Source organism: Bhargavaea cecembensis DSE10, assembly GCF_000348905.1.
Classification (GTDB): Bacteria; Bacillota; Bacilli; order Bacillales_A; family Planococcaceae; genus Bhargavaea; species Bhargavaea cecembensis.
On the sequence record NZ_AOFT01000001.1, the window covers coordinates 93,305 to 118,357 of the forward strand.

Genomic DNA, 25,053 nt, shown 5'->3' on the forward strand with positions numbered 1-25,053 from the left:
AAAGAATAGAAGGTGAAACCATTGCAGCAACTTTGGGTCCATTACGCGGAACATGTCCAGCGGATCGACTTCAATGAATACACAGTAAAGCGGATGACCGTCGGCCCTGCCGTCGGGGACAGCATCACGGTGCTGGATTATCCGTTTGTCAAAGGCGCCTTCCGGCTGGAAGGCGGGGAAGACGGCTTTTCCGTGCGGGACGGCCAGGGACAGGTCGGCTACCTGACCATCGGCAGTCCGGTCTCGATCACGCAGAAGGGACGTGTGCTGACGCTTTCGCTGCGTCCGGCCCCGAGGCGGAGCCATACATATTACATCGGTTATAAAGACCATCTCACATTCGGCTCCGGAGATCCCGAGGCTACTGTGAACCTCATGCAAAAAGCAGGCGCGGGAGACACCGGGAGGCGCTTTGCCCTCCTGAAGGGAGGCGGCAGGTGGTACGCGGATGTGGAGTTCGGCTGTCCGTTTTATCTGAACGGGAAAAAACAGTCCGGCTCCATGCCTCTCAAGACCGGGGACGTCATTTTGTGGCTGGGTATGCAGATCCGGCTTACCGAAAAGGATGTGATCGAGCTATCCGGCCCGGATCCATTCACGGCGGACCTGCCGGAATTTGAGGCCCCGGAATCCGAAGTGATGAAATCCTACCCGGTCTACCGCCGCACGCCCCGGCTCGTCTATGAAGCGCCGGATGACAAAGTGTCGCTGTCCTTCCCGGTGCAGGAACAGACCGATGACGGACGGGGGCTCTGGCTGGTGATCCTGCCTCCGCTTGTCATGCTGATCGTGATGTCGCTCGTCGTGATCTTCATCCCGCGGGGACTGTTTATCATCATATCGATTTCGATGTTCATCGTGACGCTGATCACGTCGACCGCCCAGTACTTCAGGGAGCGCAAGCGACGCAAACTGCAGGAGGAAAAACGCCGCAGGGTCTACACGGCCTACCTGGAGAATATGCGGGAAGAACTCCATGAACTGCGCGGCAAACAGGAGCGGATGCTCCGGTATCACTATCCTGCTTTCTCTGAGCTGAAGCGGATGACGGATGGCCTGTCCGGCCGTATCTGGGAGAAAACCCGGGAAAACGGGGACTTCCTGCATTTCAGGCTGGGCACGGGCAGCGTCAAGGCAAGTTACAGCCTGAACCTTTCCTCCGGGGACCTGGCCAACCGGGAAGTCGATGACCTGATCGAACAGTCGAAAAAGATGGAGGAAGTGTTTAGCGAGCTGGACAATGCCCCGATTACGGCTGATCTTTCGAAAGGCATCATCGGCCTGTTCGGGAAGGAAGACGTCATCCGGAAAGAGATTGCGCAGATTGTCGGGCAGCTTTCCTTTTTCCATAGCTACCATGATGTCCGGTTCATCTATATCTTCGAAAACAGCCAGTATGACCAGGTTGAATGGATGAAGTGGCTGCCGCATTTCCAGTTGCCGCACATGCACGCCCGTGGACTGATCCACGATGAGCGGACGCGGGACCAGCTGCTCGGTTCTCTATACGAGATCCTGAGGGAGCGCTACCACCATGAAGACAGGGGCAAAGTCGTGTTCACGCCCCATCTCGTGTTCATCGTATCCGACTACAAGCTGATCGGGGAGCATGTCATCCTTGAATACCTGGAGGGGAAAGACCACGAAGCGCTTGGCATTTCCGTTATTTTCACGGCAGGGGCCAAAGAGCGCATCACGGAAAACGTCCATCTGCTTGTCAGGTACGTCAATGACCGTGAAGGGGACATCCTCATCCGGGACCGTGTTGCATCCGATACCAGGTTCCGGCTCGATGGCTACGAACCGGAAGGAGACGAGCGGTTCGCTAGGACCCTCCGTACGCTGGACCATCAGGTCGGCATGACGAATTCCCTGCCGGAATCTGTCGGGTTCCTCGATATGTATGACGTCACCGATGCCGATGACCTTCCGATCCTGGAAAAGTGGGAGACCAATCAGTCGGCGAAATCGCTGGCGGTGCCGGTTGGGTACAAAGGCCGCGATGATTTGTTGGAACTGAACCTTCACGAGAAAGCCCACGGGCCGCACGGACTCCTTGCCGGTACGACCGGTTCAGGTAAGTCCGAGTTTCTCCAGACCTATATCCTGTCGCTCGCGGTGAACTTCCACCCCCACGAGGTGGCGTTCCTGCTGATCGACTACAAGGGCGGGGGCATGGCGCAGCCGTTCAAAAACATCCCGCATCTCCTCGGCACGATCACGAACATCGAGGGGAGCCGGAACTTCAGTTTGAGGGCGCTTGCTTCCATCAAGAGTGAGCTGAAGCGCAGGCAACGGCTGTTCGACCGGTACACCGTCACGCATATCGACGAATACACATCGCTTTATAAAAACGGTGTGGCGGAAGAGCCGCTTCCGCATCTGTTCCTGATTTCTGACGAATTTGCCGAGCTGAAAAACGAGGAGCCGGACTTTATCCGGGAACTCGTCAGTGCGGCGAGGATCGGGCGGAGCCTCGGCGTCCACCTGATCCTCGCCACCCAGAAACCGGGCGGCATCATCGACGACCAGATCTGGAGCAACGCGCGCTTCCGTGTCGCGCTCAAAGTCCAGGACGCGACAGACAGCAAAGAGATTCTGAAAAACGGCGACGCGGCGGCCATCACGGTCACCGGGCGCGGCTATCTCCAGGTCGGCAACAACGAAGTGTACGAACTGTTCCAGTCTGCCTGGAGCGGGGCGCCTTATCTCACTGAGACGTATGAGGGAGAGGATGAAGTGGCGATCGTCACCGACCTCGGACTCGAACCGCTCACCGGCCTGTCCGTCTCCGACGGAAGAAAAAGCAGCCTGACCCAGATCGAGGCGGTCACCGCCAAGATCGGGGAGGCGGCGAGAGCCGCCGGTGCCGGGCGGCTGTCGAGCCCATGGCTGCCGCCGCTTGCCGGACGGATCACTTCGGAAGAAGCCGGTCCGTTCCGCGGCAAAGGATTTGCAATCGGCATCGCCGACGAACCGGAAAAGCAGAGTCAGTACCCGGTCGGATACGATCCGGATACGGACGGGAATGCGGGCGTGTTCGGATCGCCGGGCTACGGCAAATCCTATACGCTCCAGTCGCTCATCCTTGGCATCGCCGGCATGAAGTCTCCTGAGGAAGCCAACTTCTACATGCTCGACTTCGGGAACGGTGCCCTCCTTCCGCTACGCCAGCTGCCGCATACTGCGGATTACCTGACGCTGGACGATGAGCAGAAGCGCGACAAGCTGATCCGGCTGATCAAGAACGAGATCGCCCGCCGCAAAGCCGCATTCCAGAAGGCAGAAGTGAGCACGATCGCCATGTACAACCGGATCGCGGAAGATCAGTTCCCGCTGATTTACCTGGCAATCGACAACTACGACATTATCCGGGACGAGATGGAAGAGCTGGAAATGCAGATGAACCAGTTCGGCCGCGACGGTCAGTCGCTCGGCATCCATGTCCTGATTGCGGCCACGCGGCCGATGTCCGTCCGCCAGACGCTCATGAACAACCTGAAAGTGAAAGTGGTCCACTACCTGATGGATTCTTCGGAGATGTACGGCATCGTCGGCAGGCCGCCATATACGCCTGAGCCGGTCCCGGGCCGCGCGATCCTCAAGAAGGAAGAGGCCCTGTTCATGCAGATGTTCCTGCCTGCGGACGGCGGAGACGACTTCACCGTTCTGGAAAGCGTGAAGGAAAAGGTCCGGGGACTGAAGGAGCGCTATGCGGATTACGGAAAGCCGCAGCCGATTCCGATGCTGCCTGCGGAGCTTACTCTGGAGCAGTTCCAGGATATGGCCGCGGGAACAGGCGGACCGGGCATCGTGCCTGCCGGCCTGGACGAGGAAGCGGTCCGTCCGGTTGCGATCGACTTCAACCGCAACCGCCATCTCCTCATCATCGGTCTGGCCCAGCGCGGCAAGACGAACATGATGAAGGTTCTGATCCGTGCGGTCCGCGCCCAGGATACCGGGCCGGTCGCCGTATTCGACTCGTTCGACAGGGGACTTTCCGCATTTGCGCAGGATTCCCGCATTACCTATGCCGACACGAAAGAAAGCCTGGAAGCCTGGATTGCGGAAGCGGAGCAGCACTTTGCAGAAGCGGAGGCGGCCTATGTCGCCTCGATCCGGGAGCCCGGGGCCCAGGTGGAGACAGTGCCGTCCTATCTGTTCATCGACGGCTACTCGAGATTCCTCCAGACTGCGGATGCCCGCATCCAGGACCGCCTCGCGAAACTGATGAAAAACTATTCACACCTCGGCTTCAATGTCATCGTTTCGAGTTCCAATGCGGAGATCTCGAAAGGCTATGACGCATTCACCAATGAACTGAAACTCGTCCGGCAGGCCCTCGTGTTCATGAAGAAATCCGAACAGACCATCCTCAACGTTCCGTACGAGCGGAAAGAGGAAGAGCTGCCGGCCGGATTCGCCCACTATATTCTGAACGGCAAGAGCGCAAAGATCATGACCCCGTTCTGTCTGATGGAGAAGGAGAAAGTACGATCATGAAAAGAAATTACAAGAAACCCGCAGCGATCATCATCGGGCTCATCGTCATCCTGGCACTTCCGGTCGCGTTCTTCGGGTTCATGTCCGGAAATGTGATGTCATTCGCGGACGCGCCGGAGCGCACGATCGCCGTCGTCAACGAAGACCTGGGCAGTGACCGCGGGGAAGAGCAGGTCGAGATGGGCAGGGAAGTCGTGTCCATCCTGTCGGAAGACTCATCCTACGAATGGACAGTGACGGGAAGGGGAGCGGCCGAGAACGGCCTGAAGGCCAACCGCTATGACGCCGTCGTCTACATCCCGTCCGACTTCTCGGAAAAAGTGATGTCCTATGACGAAGCCAACCCCGAGAAGGCAGAGTTCTCCTACCAGGTCCAGAGCCAGAAAAGCGGCAACATGAAAGAGACGATCATCGAGGAAATCGACCGCGCGACGGACCGTGTAAACAGCCGGATCGCGACGCTTTACTGGAGCTATGTCGCCTCCGAGATGGACCACATCAAAAAGGAATTCAACGCGATCCTTGATAAGGAAAGCGAGTTCCTCGATGCGATGGTCGCCTACTATGAGCCGGGCGCAAACGCCCTGGCCGACCAGATGCAGCGCCAGCGCGAACAGGTGGAACAGCTCCGCCAGACCGTCGGTGACGTACACCAGGGCCATGATGAGCGCATCAGCAGCGTCGAGACATTCAGCAACGAACTCACGAGCTTCATGGGCCATGTCGCGGACTATAAAACATTCCAGCTGGCCCAGCGCAGCATTCTTGAAGAACTTCAGGGCGTCAGCATCGCGAAGGTACAGGAAGCGGCCGCCAAGCAGACCGAACAGTTCCAGCAGACACTCAGCGAGCTTGAGGAAAACAATGCACAGCTTGCGGCGGAACTGGAGAAGGTCAACGAGCAGATCGCAGTGAACAAAGAGAAGTTCGACGCGCTCGAGCAGATCCGTCAGGAAAAGGCAGCCAAGCAGGCCGATGAAATTCTGGCCGCACAGGGCACCGCAATCGAGCGCTACAATGACTCGATCATCGGCAGCCTTCAGAAAAAGATCCAGGAAGGTGCAGGATCCGCTGTTCCGGAGGCGGGAGGTCCGGAAGGGCTTCCGGCCAAGGAAGAGCTGGCATCCGCAAAGGAAACGCTTGAACAGCAGGCATCCAAGCCAACTGAAAATCAGGTGCCGTCCTTTGAAGAAGAAAAGGCGGGCATCAGTGAGCTGGCCGCTTCCATCGAAGGACTGAAGGAACAAATTGCGGCCGAGCAGCCGGAATCCCCGGTTCTTGCAGAGCTGGACGGGGCTGCCGGGAAACTCGCCGGCATCACCGAAGCGCTCAACGAAAAGACCGCCGCCTTCCAGGGGGAAGGCGGTTCCGAGGCGGAGGCCGCAAAGACTGCTTCCCATCTGTACAACAACCTGTACAAGGCGTATGAAACACTCCAGAATGCCTATGCGTCCGCACGGCATACGCTGGACGAATATCCTTCCGACACGGTCGCGGTCGTCCGGGAGATCGAGAAGAAGGAAGCGGGCCTGCTGAAGCATGAGGGGCTGTCGCCGGAGAGGAAGAAGTCCCTTGAGGAGCTGTTCGCCAAGTCGCCGAATTCCAAAGATCTGGATGCGCTCCTGACTTACCATGCCGCACTTGAGCAGCTTGGTTTCGCACTGGACCAGGGCGTCCAGCGGGAGGGGGCACTGAAGGATGAAGTCCTGAAAGATGAAATCATCCAGACGCTCACGCAGGACATCGCCGCACTCGGTGAGGAAGAAATGGTTGCCTGGGAGACCGTAGGTGAGGGCCTTCCGGAGACATCTGCCCGCGTGGAAGAATGGAACTCTTCGTTTGCCGCCATCATGGCAGGCTACGAAAAATCTGTGGGCATCCAGCATGCCGAACTCCTCCAGGACTTATACGGCCTGGAAGATCAGGCATCCGCCATCCTGGCTCAGATCCAGAACCCGGGCAACGCCATTCCGGGCGGAGAGCCGGAGCCGGACGGTTCCGCAGGACAGGTGGCTTCCACACAGGCCACGATCGGTTCCCAGCTGATCATGCTCAGCAGCACGATGAGCGCCGTGGCGGACCGGCAGGACAGCATCGTCAGCTATGCCGCCGACCTCCAGGGCAAGGCCGACGGTTTCGAGCAATCGACGGATGTGTTCAGTGACCGCTGGCAGCAGAATATTGAAGCCATCCAGGCTTTCAATGAGGACGTCAGAGGCTTCCTCGACAACACCTATGTGGACGGCCAGGAAAACGGCTACGTCTTCGACCACTTCATCAACCCCCTCAGCGTAAGGGGAGAAGCGGTCGCAGGCGAAAACATGGAAAAGGTCCCGCCGGTCATCCTGTATGTCATCATGCTGATCTCGAGCCTTGCAATCGGCTACTTTGGCCACCGGATCAAGGACGGCACGCCGCTTCTGCGGACGGCCATGCCGGCACTTCTCGGACTGATCAGCGGGCTGATCATCAGCCTGTACAGCGTCAACATGTATGTGCTCAATGACCATCGTGCCATTGAGTGGACCATCTTCACCATCCTGGTCGTCATTGCAGGCTCCGCGCTTGTGACGGCTGCGCTCGATGCCGGAGAGACGATCGGCTGGATCGCGGCGATCGTCCTCATGGCAGTCTACATCGCGCCGCTCCTCATTCTCGGTGTGCCGGAAGCGAACATTCCGGACCTTCTGTCTCCGGTCTACCTGTCGATCAAGTATGACCCGGTGACCCTCTTTGACACCGGGGCGGCCATTGCCGGAATCGCGGCTGTGCTGTTCCTCGTGGCCGTGTATGCGGTAAAGCGCTGGAAAAGCAGTGAAACCGCAGGGGAGGAAGAGGCGTATGAAGCATAAGCGCAATCTTGCGCTTGTCCTGCTTGCAGGAACCGTCATTGCCGCACAGCCCGTATCAGCAGACGAACCGGAGGAAAATCCGGCCGAAACATTGGATCCATTTGAATACAAGGAACTCGAGTTCAGGAAAAAGACGGAATATCTCCATGACCGCGGTCAGGTCGAGATGAAAAACACCATCTCTGAAGCGCAGATCAATCTCGACTTCTCGGAAGAAGTCCGCATCCCGTCACCGATCGAAGTCTCAGAACTGTTCCTTGAGCCGGGCAGGTCCGAAACCGGCACGGCCGCCGCCAAAGCGGCTGAGCTCGGGCTGTTCACGGAAGAGGCCCCGGTCTCCGAAGAAGCCGCCGCCAAAGAGCCGCAGCAGGCTGCGGAGGAGCAGTCAGAGGGCACACCGGTCCGGAACTGGATCTTCATCGGCGTCATTGTACTGGCAGTCGCAGGGCTGTTCGCCTTCGTCGTTCCGGCCCTTCTGAAGGGCGGGGGCGGCGGTGCACAGCCGGAGAGAAGAAGAAAAGAAACGGAGGGGAACATTGCATGATTGGCTACTACCTGATGCTGATTGAGCTGAAAAGGCAGCAGATCCGGCGGCTGAACACATGCCAGGGGGAACTGCAGGGGAAACAGGGCGAATTCCAGCAGAATGAGCCGAAGTGCATGGAGCCTGAACTGACAACGAAGACGTGGCACGGAAACCTTGCCACGGCCTTTGATGAAATCCGGGAAACGGGCATCAAGACTCCTTACCAGGACGTGTCCGGCCCCCAGTTTGATGCGGCCTATTCGGCCATCTCCGCAAAAATTGCGGAGCTTGAAGCAGAAATCGCCTCGCTTGAGGCCATTGTCGCCCAACTGCGGGCTGCAGAGGCTGCGGCAAGAGCAGCCAATTCCTGATAAGGAGGATCACCGATGACAGAAATCAAAATGGTCTATGATGAAATCCATCCCGTGATCGATGAGCTGTCGGGCAAGGCAAATGCACTGGACCCGTCGGCCCCCGAACCGATCTCGGGCAATACGTTGGATGTGGCCGACAAGCTGAACGAGCTGATGACGCATCTTGAGCAGATGCTGATCCGTTACAGGACCGTCCTTCAGACGAATATCGAGACCACAAAGAACTCCGTGGAGTTCATGGAAGAGACCGACAACCAGGTGGCCACTGCCATCGACGGAAGCGGCGGATCCTCCGGCGGCCCGGCGCCGCACAGGAACGGTCCTGTGCCGATCCGGTAACCGGGGGAGGAGAATCCGATGAAGATATTGGACGTCACACCGTTCCAGGAAGGGCTGTCCCGGAATCAGGAAACACTGACGCGCATACAGGAAGAGATGGATGCCATCCGGACCGCTGCCCAGCAGCTTTCCGACCTGGGCGATTCCCTGACCGGAGAGGGCGGAGAATCGATCAAAGCCTTCTACCGGGAATGCCATCTGCCGCTGCTTGAGACATTCGCGGATTTCAAGAGCACGTTTGAGACGACGATGAACAGCATCAAGTCTGCACAGGAAACGCTCGAGCCGGCACCCGACGGCTACATCAAGGAGAGCTTTTTAGAAGGGGAAGTCGAAACCGGCCTGACCACCATCTCAACGACCACCACCAACCTGACCTCGGACGCAAACGGCATCATGGACTCCGTCGCCGACATCGTGGCACTTCCGCATCTGAACGACAGTGAAGTCCAGGAGGGTGTTCGGGACGCCAGGAAGAAGAAGGATGACACGGTCACAGACCTGAATGAGTTTGATTCCACGCAGACGAATTCGCTGACCTCCATTGAAAATGACATTCTTCGGATGGAGCTGTGGGTGCTGGACCTGGAAGGCGCCATGCAGGACGGCCTGTCTCCGGTGGACTTCCCGGCGGAAGATTGGGCGGCCTTTGCAGAGATGCATCCATTGAACACCGGCCAGAACCACGTGCCGATCGAAACAGAGACGGTTGAGGACAAGGAAGAGTCCGGAGAGTCCGGGGATGTTGCAGGCACAACTGTCAATATGGCGAGTCTTTCAAATGCAGTCCAAACAGCATCGAAGGTCGTCGAAGAAGTGAATAAGGGCGAAGGCTTTATGTCTGCTTTTGCTTTGATCAGAGCGGGCCGGCATGGAGGCATATCCACCTCACAACATCCTCTTTCGAAAGGGGGGACCGGTTACCGTATCAACGCGACACCAAATGCGATGCAGCGACTTAATATACCGTATAGTCCGAAGGATGTGCGTGACGGTCAGGTCATGCTGAAATATGCGACAACCAAACCTGGACAGAGCGGATGGTCCTCAGCGGGTGAAAGGGCTAAACAGGCTCACCCGTCATTGGAGCAGTTTGCGGGAACCAAGACCACACCTGGTCAGAAAGCAAAGGTTGTAGGAACAGCAACGCTTAAGGGAACGACCGGGGCTTTCAAAGACCTGGTGGACGTCAAGGGGATCAGGGACGAATTCAAACGAGTTCCGCAGGGTGGCAAAATTAATGCGGCAAGCGGAATTATCCGTGGGGCCGGGAAAGCGCTTGGTCCTGTAGGTGCAGCCTTCAGCTATAACACGAACTACCAGAATGCCGCGGCCAGCGGTCTCACCGGAGCAGAAGCCCATGCAAGGGCAGCAAAGGACACAGCCATTGATACGGCAGTCGGGGGAGCTGTTCAGGCAGGTTTCACTGCAGCCGGGACCGCACTAATTCCGATTCCGGGCGTTGGTACTGCTGTCGGAATGGGGCTGGGTATACTGGCAAACGCAGGTCTCAACATGGAGATTGGTGATTCAGGAAAATCTGCAATGGATCATATAAAGGGTTGGTTCAGTTGATGGAGGACAGAAAATGAACAACTTGGATTACGGAAAATTTGCTGTCCTACGAAGACCGCTAGAGTCCGGTCTGCAAAGTCCTATGAACTTGTCCGGAATCCTGGTGTTAGGAGCATTTTTACAAGCTGGATTATACGCCTTGGAATTTTATGTAGTCGGATATTCCACTGCTCATCCTTTTAAAACGGAGATCCTTAAGTGGCACTTTTGGATTAGTGTAATTTTAGTCGTGCTAGGCGTCGTTTTTGCGATTCCTTTTGTGTATAGGAAGTTAGAGAGATCCCAGTATTTGATCAGTATTTTATACTCCCAAAACCTATTTGGTGTTTCTGCTTATATCTTGGCATTATTTGCTGTCACAGACATCGATGCCGGTTTATCCGATGATTCGATGATGACATTCACCGAGGTGACCTTGCTTACAAGTATTTTTGTATTTGTGCTGACGTTCTTTCGGTATATATGGAAAATCAGGAAAGGAGATTACCGCCTAGGCTCAAGAAGTGAACAGATACGAAAGAAGTTCGAATATAAGTCCTCCTTGCCTGCGGCTACCGTTGCCGGTCTTGGCCTCTTCTTTATCCTCCAATATGTTTTGAGAAACCTGGGATTAGGAGATCCAAACCAGCTCATCATCATTTTCATTGGTTTTGCTGTGTTTTACACGATGTGTTTTGTGCTTCCGGAGCAACTCATCATTTTGTACTGCAAACTGCGTTTCAGAAGCTTCAACTTTGAGGGGCGCCCATTTTTGGATGAACCAGCAGATAATGGAGATGAAGAAGAAGCGAGAGCACTATTTGGTGATTCGTATCACAAATAACAAATGATCTTCTTAAGAGAGAAAAAGTCATAATTGGACTCACCCATATGCAGGGAGTGCTAAGGGGAAATTCTAAGTGATGAACACCTCCCCATCTCAAGATTCAGAAGAGATTTCTATTATATTCAGAAGACCGCTTGAATCAGGTCGCCAAAGTCCGGCCAACTTAGCAGGGAATTCCTGTTCTATGTGATGCTATTCATTTTGCCGGAGCAGCTGGTGATCCTTTACTGTAAATTCCGATTCAAGAATTTTAACTATTACACGAGATAATCATTAACAAAAACATCCGGAAAGGGAAGTGGGGACATGGCGATTGAACGGCGCCCGCTCGTCTTTGATCACGTGCTGACGTATCGGACGGAACAGCGGAAAACGGACTGGCAGGAACCTCTTGGTCTGCTGGAGTCATTCGTGCTCGACAAAGGGGTCTACAAGAACGGGCCGGCTTTCTTCACATTCGTGCCGGAACCGGAAGATGAATCAACTGGCACCTTCACCTATTATCAGCCGGTCAACGGTCCGCTGGATACCGGAGGGGACAATGGCTTCGGATACGAGGCGCGTTTCCATTCCGGGGATGCGCTGGTCATGCGCCAGGCGGAGCAGGAAGCCGACTTTGACGCGGCTTACGTAAAGGTTCAGGACGCTGCCGTACAGGAAGGGCTTGTCCTTGGCGAAACGTACTACTGTGTCCTGCTCGATGTGTATGGAGACATCATGATCGACCTTGTCGTACCGCTGGAAGGCGGTCGTGCAGAATGATCGTTGCTGAAAACCGGTCCATCAAACACCGCAACATCGTATCCAAACTGTACAGTTTTGTTCCGGCAGAAATCGGGATTGCCCTTGAAGATTTTCGGGGCATTCTGGAACAGCACGGCGTGACTCCTGACGGCAGGCTGTTCTTTTCAATGCTGAGTGAACCGACGGCCGATGTGATGACGGCGGAACTGTTCATGGGGATTGAAGAAGGCGACATCACGCTGCCGCCTGAGGAGGAAGTGATGTTCCGGAGCTATTTCGAAATCCGCAATCTCCACACGATCCGGCTCATGGAGGATATCGACGCTCAGTCACAAGTGGCTTATTGGGAACTTGCCAAACATGTGGATGCCGGAGGATATCATCAGACGACACCCGTGTTCGTGGAGTATAAGCAATCCCCGCAGGGCGGTACTTACGTGGAAATGAGTGTCGGTGCTGTACGTTGAAAGGATGGTCAGGCTGTACATGGAACCTCTGAAGATCCAACTGCAGAAATACGACGAAGGCGGAATCATTGACCCGGGAGCAGAGGAGCTTTATGCCGGTCTTGAAAAGTGGGCTGCCGAGAATCCTGATGGCGGAATCGAACAGGATTTCAGCATACAGGTGCTCGGGATAACGGCGAACTCATCGATGCTGTTTGTCGCGATCAACCGGCTCGGCATTCCTGTAAAGAATGTCTCATTTGTCTACTCTCTTGGGGTGCGGGGCGGAGAACGGATCTGGAACCGGGTCCGCATTCACCTTTCTGAAGATCAGATAGGCATCATCATGCCGAACCGGGCCATGCCGTTCCTCCTTGATCTTTCACCGGAACAGGAGGCGCTGTTCGACCGGATGACGGAAAGCAATCAGATCGGGGAGTTGGAATTCTTTACATACGACCGGGCAGAGTAACGTCTGGAGGGGAAAAAGAACTGCAGGTGAACCGGAGAATACCGGTGGCTGCAGTTTTTCTTAATTTGGTCGTTGTTAAGGGCTGGTTTCATTAAGGAGGAAACACCTTTGCTCCAAGAGGTAGAGGTGCTTGTGAGAGGGTTAGAGATATGAATAACACTAAGCAAATTGAAGACCAGAGAAACTACGCTGCCCTCCGCAAACCCCTAGAATCAGGAAGGCAAAGCCCCCAGAACCTTGCGGGTAATATGGTGCTGGCTGCAGTTCTCCAGGGAGGACTGTATGCTTTGGAGTATTATGTCTTTGCTTATGCAACCGACCATCCATGGAAGCGTCAGATTCTGACGGGACATTTTTGGTTCACCGCTATTTTGATAGCCCTGTCATTGATTTACTCACTGCCTGTTGTGTATAGGAGAAGCGAGAAAGTGCAGTATTTGGTCAGTATCTTGGTTTCTCAGAACTTGTTTGGAATCACATTTTATATCTGTGCACTTTTATTAATAGCAGAGGAGACAGATTCTTCAGCCGAATCGATGATTACCTTCACCTGGATGAGCCTGACGTTCGGCCTATTAGTGTTTCTGCTGGTTTTTGCAAAGTTCATCAGGAAAATCCGGCGGGGAGATTATCGGGAGGGGTCCCGTCAGGCAGCCATGCGTGAAAAGTTCGAGTATAAAAGTTATCTCCCCGGTGCAACTGCTGCCGGACTCGGGATATTTTTCATCCTGCAATATGTGATCAGGCAAAACGGATGGAAGGATTTTGACAGCCTCGTCTTTGTTCTTATCGGTTTTGGCTTATTCTATGTGATGCTATTTGTCCTGCCGGAACAATTGGTCATCCTGTATTGCAAGTTCCGGTTCAAAAGCTTTAACTACTACACCAAATGAACATTCCAGTCCTTATCGCTTAGACGGGACGTTTACGCTATCCTTTCTGATATTCAGGAAAACATGGTCGGTTGAAAGGCGGGTAGCGCGTGAACAGTAATGACTTTGAAGTATTGAGAAAGCCGTTTATCTCGGGCAGGCAGAGTCCGTCCAAATTGGGGAGCATCTTGCCGCTGGCAGCAGTTGCCCAGACGGGTTTGTATGCGCTGCAGTATTGGGTCACATCCGCTCAAACCGTACACCCTAAAAAAGATGATATTTTGCAATGGCATTTCTGGATCACAGCCCTTCTCGTGGCCCTGTCATTGATCTATTCCATCCCGCCGGTTTATCGCAAGTTTGAAAGGGGACAATATCTAATATCCATTTTGGTTTCACAGAATATCTTTGCAGTGAACGGATATCTTATCGCTTTGTTTATTCTGGGCCTGAATGGGACAGGGGTTTCACCACAGCGCCTGATGATGATTACTTGGATTACGTTAGGAATAGGGGCGGCTGTCCTGCTACTTTCGGCTTTTCGGTTTTGGCGCAAGCTGAAAGAAGGGGCTTACCGTGCAGGAACAAGAGCGGATCAGGCAAGGGAGAATCTCGAATACCGATCCTATTTGCCGATAGCTATAGCTGCGGGTCTCGGCATTGTCATCACCATACAGTCCTACATCCGAGCAACCGGCCTTGCGGGGCTCAATGAAATGACGGCAATTATTCTTGCGCTGGCAAGCTTTTATGTCATGCTCGTTGTTCTTCCGGAACAGCTCGTTATTCTTTACTGCAAGTATTGCTATCCTGAATTTAACTTCTATATAAATTGAACAATTAAATTGAAGATGATAAGCATGGTTGCTTGCAGTGGAGGCGCGGACTCCTGCGGAAAAGGAAGGGCGGAAAGACCCTGCAAGGGGCTTGATGCCTTCCCCGCGGAAAGCCTGCGCCGGAACGTAAAGCAACTGCACACTATGGATGTTAATTTGTTTAATCGATTCTATATACTAAGATTTTCGCTTTCATACCATGACTATCGGAAATGCCAAAAGCACCGTGCGGAAAAATCCGCGCGGTGCTTTTGTTCGGAATTCGCTATTGGATGCCCTTCTCGGAATGGACCGCAATGAGCAGAATGGCCTCGGTGTCTCCGATGTTTTTCACAAAGTGGGGCACGCTGGCGTTCCAGCTGAATGAATCGCCTTCTTCGGCGATGACCGAGTCCTCCCCCTGTTCAGCCAGGACGGTGCCTTTCAGGACGACGTGGGCCTCTTCGCCTTCGTGGGCGATCGCTTCGCCGGTCGAGGCGCCGGGCGGCAATTCGACGTGCATCATCCGGAGGCCGCTCTGGGAAGTGAGGTGTTCGATCTTGATGTCATTGAACGACGTGTACACCCGCTCGGCTTTCCTCACGACTTTCATATGCTCCTTTTTCTCAAGAAGCAGGTAGGGGAGCGGGACATCAAGAAAAGCCGCGATGGCATGCAGCGTATTGAGGGAGGGGGAAGTGTGGTCGTTCTCGATGTTGCTGATGAACCCTTTGGACAGGCCTGTCTGCTCGCTCATCTGTGCAATCGTCAGTCCTTTCCGTTTGCGGATTGTCCGTATTTTGGATCCGATTTCCATTTCCAGCCCTCCCTGAAATCTTGATATTGCCTAGTATCGTAACACGGATAAATTGACGTTATCCATCATACAGTGTTATTTTATAGAAAACAAATATTCATGTAAGAATACTTTATCCAAGTATCATCCCATTAGAATGACCAATCTAAGATAAATTTATTGATGTGAAGGAATGATTTTTATGGTCCAAGCAAAGCTGGAAACCAAAGTTCTGAATGTCCTGAAAGATAAAATCCAAATGATCAATACCGGTGAAGGTGCCATCTACCTCGTGGGCCCGATCCGGCTGCCTGCGAACCTGTACGGTGAGACTGTCGTGTTCCAATGGTATTGCTGGCTGAATCAATGCCAGGTGACCGAGGACTATCAGGAAATCATCGATCAGCTATCCTCTGCAAATCTCGCGGAATACCAGCAGTCGAGCGTCCTTGTCTACGGTGATTTTGAACATGCGGATGATGCGCTGATCCGGCTGCATTCCATCTGCCATACGGGTGACATCTTCGGCAGCAAACGGTGTGACTGCGGCTATCAGCTCAAGCAGTCCATGAAGAATATTGTGGATCATGGAACGGGTGCCCTCTTTTATCTTGCGAATCATGAAGGCCGCGGAATCGGCCTGTTTTCCAAGGCGATGGCTTATGTGCTGCAGGAGCATGGCTACGATACCGTGGAAGCGAACGAAAGCCTCGGATTTGTCGATGACTCCAGGAACTATGACGATGCGATCCGCGTCCTGAAGACACTGAGGGAAAAGCCGGTCACCCTCATGACGAACAACCCGAGAAAACTGGAGGCCATGCAACAGGCCGGCCTTCCGATTTCCGGACGCCAACCGTTATGGGGTGACCGATCCGAGTTCAACGAAAAGTACTTGCAGACCAAGGTCCGGCGATCCGGACACTTGGAGGGAGGCCCGCTAGATCCAGATGACCAACCATGAATTTTATATGAAACTGGCGCTTGAAAATGCCCGTGCGATGAAAGGGCAGACCGATCCGAACCCGCTTGTCGGTTCAGTCATCGTCAATGACAACCGGATCGTGGGGATCGGGACACACCTGAAGGCGGGCGAACCGCATGCGGAAATCCATGCCCTACGGATGGCCGGGGATAAGGCAAAGGGCGGGACCATCTACGTCACGCTGGAGCCGTGTTCCCATCATGGCCGGACTGGGCCTTGCGCAGTCGCCATCGTGGAAGCGGGAATCCGCAAAGCCGTCATCGCCACACTTGACCCCAACCCGGTCGTCGCCGGAAATGGCGTCAGAATTCTGGAGGAAGCTGGGATTGAAGTGACGGTCGGTGTCATGGAAGAGGAATCCCGCAGGATGAATGAAGTGTTCAACAAATTCATCGTGACACAAAAGCCGTTCATCACGATGAAAGCGGGCAGCACACTGGACGGAAAGATTGCGACGCATACAGCAGACAGCAAATGGATCACGTCTGCAGAGGCACGCAAAGATGTCCATCAGCTTCGGAATGAACACCAGGCGATCCTGGTCGGCGTCAATACGGTGATCGAGGATGACCCCGAACTGACGACAAGGATCCCAAACGGCCGGAACCCGATCCGCGTCATCCTGGATTCCACACTCCGGGTTCCGCTCGAATCCAAAGTGGTTAAGGACGGGCAGGCTGATACCTGGATCTTCACTGCACAACATTATGACCAAGAGTCCAGGAAGGTTTTGGAGGAAAGAGGGATTTCGGTTTATCCGACTTCGGGAGCCGAACGCGTTGACCTGGATGACGTCCTCCGCATTCTTGGTGAACAGCTTGTCTCCTCTGTCCTGGTCGAAGGGGGAGGCTCGATCCATGCGGCCTTTCTTGAAAAGCGGCTCGTGGATAAAGCCGAGATATATCTGGCCCCCAAACTGATCGGCGGTGCTCAGGCGCCGACATTCCTTGAAGGCACCGGCATCGGACTGATGCGTGATGCCATCGAGCTGGACGATCTCGAGATCACGAAGATCGGGAAAGACTTCAAGTTTACGGGCTATCCGAACTACAATACGGAACAAATGAGGGAATCTGATTGAAATTCGGTTTTGATATCGATGACACACTGATCAACCTGAGGGAGCATGCCTTCCATCTGTACAACCGGAAATTAAACCGGGATGTGGACATCTCCCTTTTTCATGAATTGGACAAAGTGGAGATCCACGAACTATTCGGCATGACCGCCGAAGAAGGCGGAAAGATGTGGAGCGGGTCCCTTGAAGAGATCTATTACACAAACTGCCCGCCGTATCCGGAAGCCGCAGAAACGCTTCAGAGGCTGGAAAAAGAGGGGCATGAGATTTACTATATAACGGCCAGGCCAAAGGAACACGGAAAGCGCACGATGGAATGGATGATCCAAAACGGCTTTCCGGTCCGGGAAGACCGGTTCTTTTATGGCATGAATGATGAGGACAAGGTCCATATTATCAAAGAACTGGAACTGGACTATTACTTTGATGACAAGCCTGCTGTGCTGGAAACGCTTAGCGGCCGGCCGCTGAACGTGTTCGTGAAAAACCAGTCCTACAACCGGCATTTGAACATCCCGAGGATCAATGACTGGTCGGAGCTGTTCGACCTGCTGACAGAGGAAAAATAAGGGCAAATCAGAAAAGGCACCTCCCGCATTGATGCGAGAGGTGCCTTTTTGGATCATCCGATAATCTCCCATTCCCGTTCTGCCGCGATGTTCCGGAGGCCTGCCTCCGGCCGGACAGCGACAGGGTTTCCGACAAGTTCAAGCACCGTCATGTCGGACAGCGTATCGCCGAACGCGGAGCTTTCTTCCCAGGCAACCGGAGAGTCGCCGAGGGCGGCGAGGATGCGTTCATTTTTCCGTTCGCTCCGGATATGGTAAATATTCGTCCGTCCGTCATATGTATTTCCGGAATACGGGATGTCGGTGCCGATGACGTCATCAAATGGCAGGTCCCTCACGGCCTCAAGCAGGAGCGGAGTGAAGGCACCGGAAACGAGCATGACCCGGTCTCCGGCTTCCGCGTGGTCACGTACCCGCCGGACGACTTCCGGATTGAATCCGCTCCGCATCGCTGCGGCCATCTCGCCAAAAAAGCGGGTCAGCTGTTCTTCCGCAAAGCCCGAAAAAGGGGCGAGATAGGCCTGCATGGACTTTTCCCTCATTACGGGCGAGGGGACGAGTTTCATCTTGTAGCCCGTATATACAGGCAGGATGCGTCTGAAAAACTTTCCGTAGAGTCTTCCGTATTCGGGATGATGCTTGAGATGGCTCATCATAAAGTCAAATGTCTCGTTCTGGTAAAGTGTCCCGTCAAAGTCGAAGATCGCAACGCGCATGATTCGGACCGTCCTTTCCTTTCCGGCGAGCGGATCCCGTTTATCCGGAGAACTGATATTCCTTGAGCAGGTTTTCAAGCTTCAGCGCGAAGCCGACATTGCCGAAGACTTTCAGCTTGCCGGTCATGAACGCGGCCATGCTGTTCAGGTCGCCTGTCAGCAGCTTGCGGAAGTGCTTGCCGCTCAACTCGAGAGTGCAGGAGGGTTCACCTGCGATCCCGGGAAAAATCTCTGCCCGGCCATGGTCAAGCAGCAGCTGCCAGCGGGTGACTTCGCCTTTTTCATCGATGATAAATTCATATCGGACATGTTCGTCCTGAAAAGGCTCCGGTTTGGCCTCCAGTTCCTGTCCGATCTTTGCCCAGATCTCGTCAAGCGAGAGGGCATTTAGCGGATTGCCCATGTTCATGCCCCCATCTTAGTAGTCGATACTTATCCATCTTAGGGAATCCGGTACATTTTGGCAATCCTTCAGAAACCGCCAAGCGTGTTGCCGACAATGGTGCCGATATAGTTACCGATTATATATCCCATTGTGCCGACGAGCATGACGGGGACGATCAGGTCTTTCCAGCCTTTAGCGATCGCCATGGCAGCAGCGGTGGTGGGCCCGCCGATGTTGGCGTTGCTCGCCACGATCATTTCCTCCAGGCTGAACTTGAACAGTTTGCCCACTCCGAACGTCACCACCATGTTGGCCAGCACCATCAGGAAGACGAAAATAAGCAGGAGCGGGGCGTTCTGGATCAGGAGCGGCAGGGAAGCCGGTACACCGATGACGACAAAGAAGATGTAGATCAGATAGGTCCCGATCTCCTGGGCACCGTTCAGGCTGTCAAAGAATTTGGGCATAAGGGTGACCGCGGCAACGGTGACCGTTGTCAGCATCAGGTATTTGTCACCGAGAAGGCCCCCGAGAAGCTGCCAGCCGGCGCCTTCATCCGGAATGATCGAGCCGAAGATTTCAGCGATCTTGAATGAGACCGCCACAATGACAAATGCGCTGCCGGCGGAGAGGGCAATGTCTTTCAGAGAAATCTCCTTGCGCTGCCAGTAAGAGGCGGCCAGTGTCCCGTCTTCGTCACCGGCGGACTGCTCGACACGGTCGATATGCGGAGCAGGGAAATTCCTCCGGAAAAAGCCGATGGCAGGGATGGCGATCAGGACGAAAAAGTAAAGCGCCATCATCAGGTTGTCCGCGACAATGGTGGACGACAGCATGCCCTCGCTCACATCAAACTTTGCTGAAAGTGCGGCCAGGTTCACGCTGCCGCCGATATAGGAACCGGTCATGACCGCGGTGATCTTGGACAGCTCCGGAATAAAGGAACTAAGAGCGAAAAAGGCGAGATACGCGCCGATGACTGTACCGACAGAGCTGATCAGGAACAGGATCAGCAGCCGTCCGCTCTCATTCCAGACCCTCTTCAGGTTTGCCTGGTAGAGAAGGAGAGGGATGGCGAGCGGAATGACGTAGGTCCATACGGCGTCGTAGGCCGGGGCATCGGTCGGAATAATGTTCAAGTTGGAAAGAATGAGTGCGCCGGCCAGCGCAATGATGGCTCCTGTCACTTTCGATGCCCATTTGTATTTTTGTTCGAGATAGATGCTTACGGCCGCCCAGCCGGCAAGAAACGCCCAGAGCAGCCAAGTATCCTCAGGTTTGATCAATGTGGTTTCCATGCGGCACCTCCTTTTGTTCCCACTATTATAAAGGAACTGGAGAACGGGAGGGAGGGGCCGGGGGGAGGAGAAGGGAGGACAATAGTCCTGAAAAACAGAAAAGACCGTAAAGTGACTGATTGTGCACTTTCGGCCCATTGCTTGATGGTATCTGTCTTCTTCCTACAGGGGAGAGAGAAGCTTCAGGGACAAGGCTGCCGTGACCTCTGCTTTCGATTGTCCTTTTTCCCCTTCCTCCGGAACACAGTTCTTGAGTGTCACGAGGTCTCCTTCTTTCAGATTCAGGACCGCCATTTTGAATGCTTCCTGCTGTTCCGCCTTGATCAGGCACTCTGACGCAGAAATTTTCTCGCCGTTTACATGGACGGCCCAAAGGCTGGGTTCCCCGGCTGAAAGGACAAGAATCATTTCATAAAGGCCGGTCCGGCTGACTTTAATCGAAGTTTTTCGGCCTCTGATGGAAAAACCCTGTGAGAGGACAGATTCCGCGTTGAATCTGACCATGGTTCCCTGGCCGACCTGCTGGCCGGAGAGGGTGGAAAGGAAGGCGTATTCCGCAATTCCTCCTGCCGGTCCCTGTACACCCTGTGGTCCTTTAGGTCCCCGGACTCCTTTGGGTCCCTGTGCACCGGGTTGACCGGGAGGCCCTGGCGGTCCCGCCGGTCCGGCGTCGCCTGAATCCCCTTTGGGGCCCTGAATGCCTGGAGGGCCCTCCGGACCCCGGTCTCCTTTGGGTCCCTGTGCACCAGGTTGACCGGGAGGCCCTGGCGGTCCCGCCGGCCCGGCGTCGCCTGAATCCCCTTTGGGGCCCTGAATGCCTGGAGGGCCCTCCGGACCCCGGTCTCCTTTGGGTCCCTGTGCACCGGGTTGTCCGGGAGGCCCCGGCGGTCCCGCCGGCCCGGAATCGCCTGAATCCCCTTTGGGGCCCTGAATGCCTGGAGGGCCCTCCGGACCCCGGTCTCCTTTGGGTCCCTGTGCACCAGGTTGACCGGGAGGCCCTGGCGGTCCCGCCGGCCCGGAATCGCCTGAATCCCCTTTGGGGCCCTGAATGCCTGGAGGGCCCTCCAGGCCGGGTTCACCTTTGTCACCCTTTGGCCCCTGTTTACCTTCGGGCCCGGGTTCACCCTGAAGCCCCATTTCTCCCGGGGGACCCATCGGCCCCTCCGGGCCCTGCAAACCTTGCGGTACCGGAGGGCCAGGTTCCCTCCTCATTCCTGTGAAGCCTCTGCGATGGCGATTACTACGGGGAGATTCCGTATCCTGCACTTGCAATCCGGCGAGTCCGGCAGGCAGGAGGAAATCTGTCGCTTCAGTGTGTTTCCTGCGGTGATGCCGGCCGCAGATGGGGCAAGGCAGCCGCTGGCCGCCGCCCCCGGATGATGGTTTCTCCATTTCCGCACCTCCCTCGTGACAGGCTATGCCACGGGCGAATGTCCGGCACGGCAAAAGTCCCGGGATGAGATTGATTTGGCCGGATGTTCCGGATAGACTGAGAAAGAAAAAAGGAGGGGCAATATGAAAATCACCAAAGCAACCATTCATGCGGTCCGCTTCCCGCTCCGGGAACCGTTTATTGTCTCCTATGCGGCTTACCCGGACATGCCGGCAGTGATCTTGAGGCTGGAAACGGACTCCGGGCTTGTCGGATACGGCGAGGCGGTGACGGACGAACATGTGACAGGGGAATACTTCCTGTCGGCCTATGAAATACTGAAGCATCTTCTCATTCCGGAAGTCATCGGGGAGAACCCGTTTGATATCGAGCGCATCCACCGCAAGATGGATGCAGCGGTTTCGGGAAATCCGGCCGCCAAGGCCGCCGTCGATATCGCCTGTTACGACCTGATGGGGAAAGCGGCCGGACAGCCGGTGTACAATCTGATCGGCGGCCGTGCCCATGACCGGATCGAATATCCGCGGGTTCTCAGCATCGAGGCTCCCGAAGTCATGGCGGAAAAAGCGGTCCGGGCGGTGGAAGACGGATATTCCTCGCTTAAGCTGAAAGTCGGAAAAGGGGACCCGAAGGAAGATGTCGCCCGCATCAAGGCCGTCCGGAAGGCTGTCGGGCCGAATGTTCCGATCCGTGTCGATGTCAATCAGGGCTGGAAAACACCGGGGACCGCGGCCGCGGCCATCCGTGAGCTGGAAGGGGAAAACCTGAAATGGATCGAACAGCCGATCCGCATGGGGGACATCCGGGGACTGTCGGATGTCCGGAGAAAAGTGACCGTACCTGTCATGGCAGATGAAAGTCTCCATGGCATGGAAGAGTTTCTTGAGATCGTCCGCCTTGAGGCGGCTGATGTATTGAACATCAAGCTCATGAAATGCGGCGGCATCTATCCGGCAATCCATATTGCCAAAGCGGCAGAGGCGGCAGGAATGCCGTGCCAGGTCGGATCGATGGTGGAGTCGTCTGTCGGATCGGCGGCAGGGTACCACGTCGTCACGAGCCGGGCGAACATCGAGTCAGCCGAACTGACCGGGCCGCTCCTTTTCAGCGAAGAAATCGGCGACCTGAACTACGAGCTGCCGCAGGTTCTCCTGTCGGGCAGGCCGGGCCTCGGCATCATTGTGGATGAAGCACAGCTCGAAAAACTGACAGTGAAAAAAGAAACGGTGCAATAAGACAAGCCGTTAAAAAAGGTTGTGCCCCCGCTGTTTCGGGGTGCACAACCTTTTACGTTTCTCAGTTCTGTTTCTGGGCTTCAATGAAAATTCCGGCAAAGGTCCTTGCGGCCATGGCAAGTGCCGGCTCATGGAAGTCGAACTTCTCATGGTGATGCGGGTAGGCGATCCGCCCGTCTTCCACCTTGGCACCGACAAAGAAGTAGGCACCCGGGCGATGCTGGAGGTAGTAGGCGAAGTCTTCGGCCGGCATGACCGGATCGATTTCCCGGTACACGCCGTCACCGCAGACACTTGCGACCGCCTGCTCGATCACACGTACGCCCTCCGTGTGGTTTTTGACCGCATCATAGCCGTATTCGACATCGGCTTCTGCCGTGCAACCAAGCGCTTTCGCGGTGTATTCCGCGATCTCCCTGATTCTTTGGGCACCAAGTTGGCGCAGCTCTTCATCAAAGACACGCATCGTGCCTTCCATCTCAGCTTTTTGCGGGATGACGTTTCCGGCGGAACCGGAGTGGAACTGCCCGATCGAGATGACGAGCTGTCCGAGCGGATCTGCATTCCGGCTGACCACCGACTGGAGGACGGTCATGATATGGGCCGCCGCAAGAATCGGGTCATGGCCGTTATGCGGCTCGGCGCCGTGAGTGCCTTTCCCGGTGACGGTGATGCGGATCGTATTTTCGGCCGCCTGCAGGTATCCGTCCCGGCTGTAGATGAGTCCGGCAGGCAGCAGGGACTGCAGATGAGCCCCGAACACCATGTCGACGCCATCCAGGCAGCCGTCCTCGATCATGCCGAGTGCGCCGCCGGGGTTCACTTCCTCGGCATGCTGATGGATCAGGACGATGTTGCCTACAAGCTCCTCCCTGAACTCGTTCATCACCTTCGCGAACACAAGCAGGGAAGCGGTATGCCCGTCATGGCCGCAGGCGTGCATGACACCAGGTACGGCCGACTTGTACGGGACATCGGTGGCTTCCTGGATCGGGAGCGCATCAAAGTCCGCGCGGAACGCGATGGTCTTGCCGGGCCTGCCGCCTCGGATCGTGCCGACGACACCCCTCCCGCCGACATGGCGGCGTACCTCGATCCCGAGGGCTTCCAAGTAATTGGCGATGTATTCGGGGGTTTTCTCTTCTTCAAAGCTGAGTTCCGGATTCATGTGGAGATGGCGCCGGATTTGGATCATTTCATCAAGTGATTCCCGGATTTTCCGGTCGATTTTCTGCAGGTCCATGTCAAGCAGCTCCTTCCGGAAATGATTATATCACCGGACGGAAGGGCGGAGACAATGGAAAATCCGGAAAGCGGGGGATCCGCTTTCCGGACTGGGTCCGAACCTGTCAGCTTGTAATAAAGTCGCCGCCATCGATGTGGATGGTCTGCCCAGTCATATAGCTGCCGTCCTTGGAAGCGAGCAGCACATAGGCCGGTGCAAGTTCTGCAGGCTGGCCGCGGCGCTTCATCGGAGTGGTGGAGCCGTGCTCCTCGACTTTGCCTGCATCGAAAGTCGCAGGAATGAGCGGGGTCCAGATCGGGCCGGGGGCCACCGCATTCACGCGGATGCCCTTGCTGGCGATGTTCTGTGCGAACGAGCGCGTGAAGGCCGTAATGGCTCCTTTGGTCGCGGAATAGTCAAGCAGTCCCGCCGAGCCGTTGTAGGCCGTTACAGAAGACGTGTTGATGATGCTGTCGCCTTCCTTCAGGTAGGCCATCGACTCTCGGGTCAGGTAAAACAGACCGTAGAAATTCGTTTCGAACGTTTTCTTCAGCTGATCGGAAGTGATTGCCTCGATATCCTTTTGCGGATACTGGACGCCCGCGTTGTTGACGAGGATGTTCAATCCGCCGAGTTCGTCCGCAACCTGCTTCAGAAGGGCGCGGCAGCTGCCTTCGTCGCGGATATCCGTCTTGATCTTCAACGCGCGGCCGCCGTATTTCTCAATATCACGGACGGTCTGTTCCGCGTCTCCGTCCTCGGCTTCGTCCAGATAAGCGATGGCGACATCTGCGCCTTCCTTGGCGAACGCGACCGCCACCGCACGGCCGATGCCGGAGTCGCCGCCCGTGATGAGGGCGACCTTGCCTTCCAGCTTTCCGGACCCTTTATATTCCGGATCGTCATAGATCGGCTCCGGCTTCATCTCCGATTCGATGCCGGGCTGGCTCTGCTGAGACTGCGGCGGCACCTGCTGATCCGCTTTTTCGTATTCTTTTCCTTTGCTCTGATTGTTCGTCATGCTGATCG

23 protein-coding genes are annotated in these 25,053 nt (G+C 55.4%); 16 read left to right on the forward strand and 7 right to left on the reverse strand.

All coding sequences use genetic code 11. From position 1 onward, the window contains the following. Positions 1-21: 21 nt before the first annotated feature. From essC to C772_RS00505, 12 genes are all read left to right on the forward strand, one after another. Positions 22-4,503: a type VII secretion protein EssC gene (gene essC / locus C772_RS00450; protein WP_008296498.1), complete on the forward strand. Its 4,482-nt coding sequence runs from the start codon at positions 22-24 to the stop codon at positions 4,501-4,503. After that, positions 4,500-7,355, forward strand: coding sequence for a type VII secretion protein EsaA (gene esaA, locus C772_RS00455; RefSeq protein WP_008296499.1), 2,856 nt, complete (start codon positions 4,500-4,502; stop codon positions 7,353-7,355). The genes essC and esaA overlap by 4 nt, the downstream gene beginning before the upstream one ends. Beyond that, on the forward strand, positions 7,345-7,899 hold the full coding sequence (locus C772_RS00460) for a type VII secretion EssA family protein (protein WP_008296500.1): 555 nt from the start codon (positions 7,345-7,347) through the stop codon (positions 7,897-7,899). Before esaA ends, C772_RS00460 begins: the two co-directional genes overlap by 11 nt. Continuing rightward, positions 7,896-8,252 (forward strand): YwqH-like family protein, encoded by a 357-nt coding sequence (locus C772_RS00465; protein ID WP_008296501.1) that lies wholly within the window; start codon positions 7,896-7,898, stop codon positions 8,250-8,252. The genes C772_RS00460 and C772_RS00465 overlap by 4 nt, the downstream gene beginning before the upstream one ends. Before the next feature lie 15 nt (positions 8,253-8,267). Further along, positions 8,268-8,594: a YwqI/YxiC family protein gene (locus C772_RS00470; protein WP_008296502.1), complete on the forward strand. Its 327-nt coding sequence runs from the start codon at positions 8,268-8,270 to the stop codon at positions 8,592-8,594. Between the two features lie 18 nt (positions 8,595-8,612). Then, the gene (locus C772_RS00475; RefSeq protein ID WP_008296503.1) at positions 8,613-10,169 is read left to right on the forward strand and encodes a ribonuclease YeeF family protein; all 1,557 of its coding nucleotides are present in this window, start codon (positions 8,613-8,615) and stop codon (positions 10,167-10,169) included. Positions 10,170-10,182: 13 nt separating this feature from the next. Then, positions 10,183-10,992, forward strand: coding sequence for a hypothetical protein (locus C772_RS00480; RefSeq protein WP_008296504.1), 810 nt, complete (start codon positions 10,183-10,185; stop codon positions 10,990-10,992). A 309-nt stretch (positions 10,993-11,301) separates the two neighbouring features. Next, positions 11,302-11,757: a hypothetical protein gene (locus C772_RS00485; RefSeq protein ID WP_008296505.1), complete on the forward strand. Its 456-nt coding sequence runs from the start codon at positions 11,302-11,304 to the stop codon at positions 11,755-11,757. Continuing rightward, positions 11,754-12,206 (forward strand): DUF5085 family protein, encoded by a 453-nt coding sequence (locus C772_RS00490; protein WP_008296506.1) that lies wholly within the window; start codon positions 11,754-11,756, stop codon positions 12,204-12,206. The genes C772_RS00485 and C772_RS00490 overlap by 4 nt, the downstream gene beginning before the upstream one ends. A 19-nt stretch (positions 12,207-12,225) precedes the next feature. Beyond that, entirely contained in the window at positions 12,226-12,657 is a 432-nt protein-coding gene (locus C772_RS00495) for a hypothetical protein (RefSeq protein ID WP_008296507.1), read from the forward strand. 149 nt (positions 12,658-12,806) lie between these two features. After that, a complete protein-coding gene (locus C772_RS00500) occupies positions 12,807-13,550 on the forward strand; it encodes a hypothetical protein (protein WP_008296508.1) in 744 nt (247 codons plus the stop codon). An 89-nt stretch (positions 13,551-13,639) separates the two neighbouring features. Next, positions 13,640-14,365, forward strand: a complete 726-nt coding sequence (locus C772_RS00505; RefSeq protein ID WP_008296509.1) for a hypothetical protein — start codon at positions 13,640-13,642, stop codon at positions 14,363-14,365. Between the two features lie 265 nt (positions 14,366-14,630). Here C772_RS00505 and C772_RS00510 read toward each other — a convergent pair whose 3' ends face one another. Then, complete coding sequence (locus tag C772_RS00510) at positions 14,631-15,161, reverse strand: helix-turn-helix domain-containing protein (RefSeq protein WP_008296510.1); 531 nt, start codon at positions 15,159-15,161, stop codon at positions 14,631-14,633. A gap of 181 nt (positions 15,162-15,342) precedes the next feature. Between C772_RS00510 and C772_RS00515 the strand changes: the two genes are divergently transcribed. Genes C772_RS00515 through C772_RS00525 form a run of 3 tightly spaced genes read left to right on the forward strand, consistent with a single transcriptional unit; the run spans position 15,343 to position 17,772 of the window. Then, positions 15,343-16,104 carry a GTP cyclohydrolase II gene (locus C772_RS00515; protein ID WP_008296512.1) on the forward strand — a complete coding sequence of 254 codons (762 nt, stop codon included), beginning with the start codon at positions 15,343-15,345 and terminating at the stop codon, positions 16,102-16,104. Next, positions 16,091-17,206, forward strand: a complete 1,116-nt coding sequence (gene ribD / locus C772_RS00520; protein ID WP_008296514.1) for a bifunctional diaminohydroxyphosphoribosylaminopyrimidine deaminase/5-amino-6-(5-phosphoribosylamino)uracil reductase RibD — start codon at positions 16,091-16,093, stop codon at positions 17,204-17,206. The genes C772_RS00515 and ribD overlap by 14 nt, the downstream gene beginning before the upstream one ends. Next, complete coding sequence (locus C772_RS00525; RefSeq protein WP_008296515.1) at positions 17,203-17,772, forward strand: 5' nucleotidase, NT5C type; 570 nt, start codon at positions 17,203-17,205, stop codon at positions 17,770-17,772. The genes ribD and C772_RS00525 overlap by 4 nt, the downstream gene beginning before the upstream one ends. Before the next feature lie 53 nt (positions 17,773-17,825). Here the strand turns inward: C772_RS00525 and C772_RS00530 are convergent, their stop codons facing one another. From C772_RS00530 to C772_RS16770, 4 genes are all read right to left on the reverse strand, one after another. Beyond that, positions 17,826-18,488, reverse strand: coding sequence for an HAD family hydrolase (locus tag C772_RS00530; RefSeq protein WP_008296517.1), 663 nt, complete (start codon positions 18,486-18,488; stop codon positions 17,826-17,828). Between the two features lie 40 nt (positions 18,489-18,528). Next, on the reverse strand, positions 18,529-18,891 hold the full coding sequence (locus tag C772_RS00535) for an SCP2 sterol-binding domain-containing protein (protein ID WP_008296519.1): 363 nt from the start codon (positions 18,889-18,891) through the stop codon (positions 18,529-18,531). A gap of 68 nt (positions 18,892-18,959) precedes the next feature. Next, positions 18,960-20,171 carry a DUF819 family protein gene (locus C772_RS00540; RefSeq protein WP_008296522.1) on the reverse strand — a complete coding sequence of 404 codons (1,212 nt, stop codon included), beginning with the start codon at positions 20,169-20,171 and terminating at the stop codon, positions 18,960-18,962. 162 nt (positions 20,172-20,333) lie between these two features. Next, complete coding sequence (locus tag C772_RS16770; RefSeq protein ID WP_235046353.1) at positions 20,334-20,675, reverse strand: hypothetical protein; 342 nt, start codon at positions 20,673-20,675, stop codon at positions 20,334-20,336. A 1,011-nt stretch (positions 20,676-21,686) separates the two neighbouring features. On the opposite strand from C772_RS16770, the gene C772_RS00550 reads away from it, so the two are divergent. Then, positions 21,687-22,799, forward strand: a complete 1,113-nt coding sequence (locus C772_RS00550; protein WP_008296527.1) for a mandelate racemase/muconate lactonizing enzyme family protein — start codon at positions 21,687-21,689, stop codon at positions 22,797-22,799. Positions 22,800-22,860: 61 nt separating this feature from the next. Here the strand turns inward: C772_RS00550 and C772_RS00555 are convergent, their stop codons facing one another. Next, positions 22,861-24,042, reverse strand: a complete 1,182-nt coding sequence (locus C772_RS00555; RefSeq protein ID WP_008296528.1) for a M20 metallopeptidase family protein — start codon at positions 24,040-24,042, stop codon at positions 22,861-22,863. A 106-nt stretch (positions 24,043-24,148) separates the two neighbouring features. After that, the gene (locus tag C772_RS00560) at positions 24,149-25,045 is read right to left on the reverse strand and encodes an SDR family oxidoreductase (protein WP_008296529.1); all 897 of its coding nucleotides are present in this window, start codon (positions 25,043-25,045) and stop codon (positions 24,149-24,151) included. Between the last annotated feature and the right edge of the window lie 8 nt (positions 25,046-25,053).

What these genes read in the sequence shown, in the direction of transcription:
- esaA (WP_008296499.1), top strand. Translation starts at nt 4,500, where the DNA reads ATGAAAAGAAATTACAAGAAACCCGCAGCGATCATCATCGGGCTCATC.
- C772_RS00460 (WP_008296500.1), top strand. Translation starts at nt 7,345, where the DNA reads ATGAAGCATAAGCGCAATCTTGCGCTTGTCCTGCTTGCAGGAACCGTC.
- C772_RS00465 (WP_008296501.1), top strand. Translation starts at nt 7,896, where the DNA reads ATGATTGGCTACTACCTGATGCTGATTGAGCTGAAAAGGCAGCAGATC.
- C772_RS00470 (WP_008296502.1), top strand. Translation starts at nt 8,268, where the DNA reads ATGACAGAAATCAAAATGGTCTATGATGAAATCCATCCCGTGATCGAT.
- C772_RS00475 (WP_008296503.1), top strand. Translation starts at nt 8,613, where the DNA reads ATGAAGATATTGGACGTCACACCGTTCCAGGAAGGGCTGTCCCGGAAT.
- C772_RS00480 (WP_008296504.1), top strand. Translation starts at nt 10,183, where the DNA reads ATGAACAACTTGGATTACGGAAAATTTGCTGTCCTACGAAGACCGCTA.
- C772_RS00485 (WP_008296505.1), top strand. Translation starts at nt 11,302, where the DNA reads ATGGCGATTGAACGGCGCCCGCTCGTCTTTGATCACGTGCTGACGTAT.
- C772_RS00490 (WP_008296506.1), top strand. Translation starts at nt 11,754, where the DNA reads ATGATCGTTGCTGAAAACCGGTCCATCAAACACCGCAACATCGTATCC.
- C772_RS00495 (WP_008296507.1), top strand. Translation starts at nt 12,226, where the DNA reads ATGGAACCTCTGAAGATCCAACTGCAGAAATACGACGAAGGCGGAATC.
- C772_RS00500 (WP_008296508.1), top strand. Translation starts at nt 12,807, where the DNA reads ATGAATAACACTAAGCAAATTGAAGACCAGAGAAACTACGCTGCCCTC.
- C772_RS00510 (WP_008296510.1), bottom strand. Translation starts at nt 15,161, where the DNA reads ATGGAAATCGGATCCAAAATACGGACAATCCGCAAACGGAAAGGACTG.
- C772_RS00515 (WP_008296512.1), top strand. Translation starts at nt 15,343, where the DNA reads ATGGTCCAAGCAAAGCTGGAAACCAAAGTTCTGAATGTCCTGAAAGAT.
- ribD (WP_008296514.1), top strand. Translation starts at nt 16,091, where the DNA reads ATGACCAACCATGAATTTTATATGAAACTGGCGCTTGAAAATGCCCGT.
- C772_RS00530 (WP_008296517.1), bottom strand. Translation starts at nt 18,488, where the DNA reads ATGCGCGTTGCGATCTTCGACTTTGACGGGACACTTTACCAGAACGAG.
- C772_RS00535 (WP_008296519.1), bottom strand. Translation starts at nt 18,891, where the DNA reads ATGGGCAATCCGCTAAATGCCCTCTCGCTTGACGAGATCTGGGCAAAG.
- C772_RS00540 (WP_008296522.1), bottom strand. Translation starts at nt 20,171, where the DNA reads ATGGAAACCACATTGATCAAACCTGAGGATACTTGGCTGCTCTGGGCG.
- C772_RS16770 (WP_235046353.1), bottom strand. Translation starts at nt 20,675, where the DNA reads ATGGTCAGATTCAACGCGGAATCTGTCCTCTCACAGGGTTTTTCCATC.
- C772_RS00550 (WP_008296527.1), top strand. Translation starts at nt 21,687, where the DNA reads ATGAAAATCACCAAAGCAACCATTCATGCGGTCCGCTTCCCGCTCCGG.
- C772_RS00555 (WP_008296528.1), bottom strand. Translation starts at nt 24,042, where the DNA reads ATGGACCTGCAGAAAATCGACCGGAAAATCCGGGAATCACTTGATGAA.
- C772_RS00560 (WP_008296529.1), bottom strand. Translation starts at nt 25,045, where the DNA reads ATGACGAACAATCAGAGCAAAGGAAAAGAATACGAAAAAGCGGATCAG.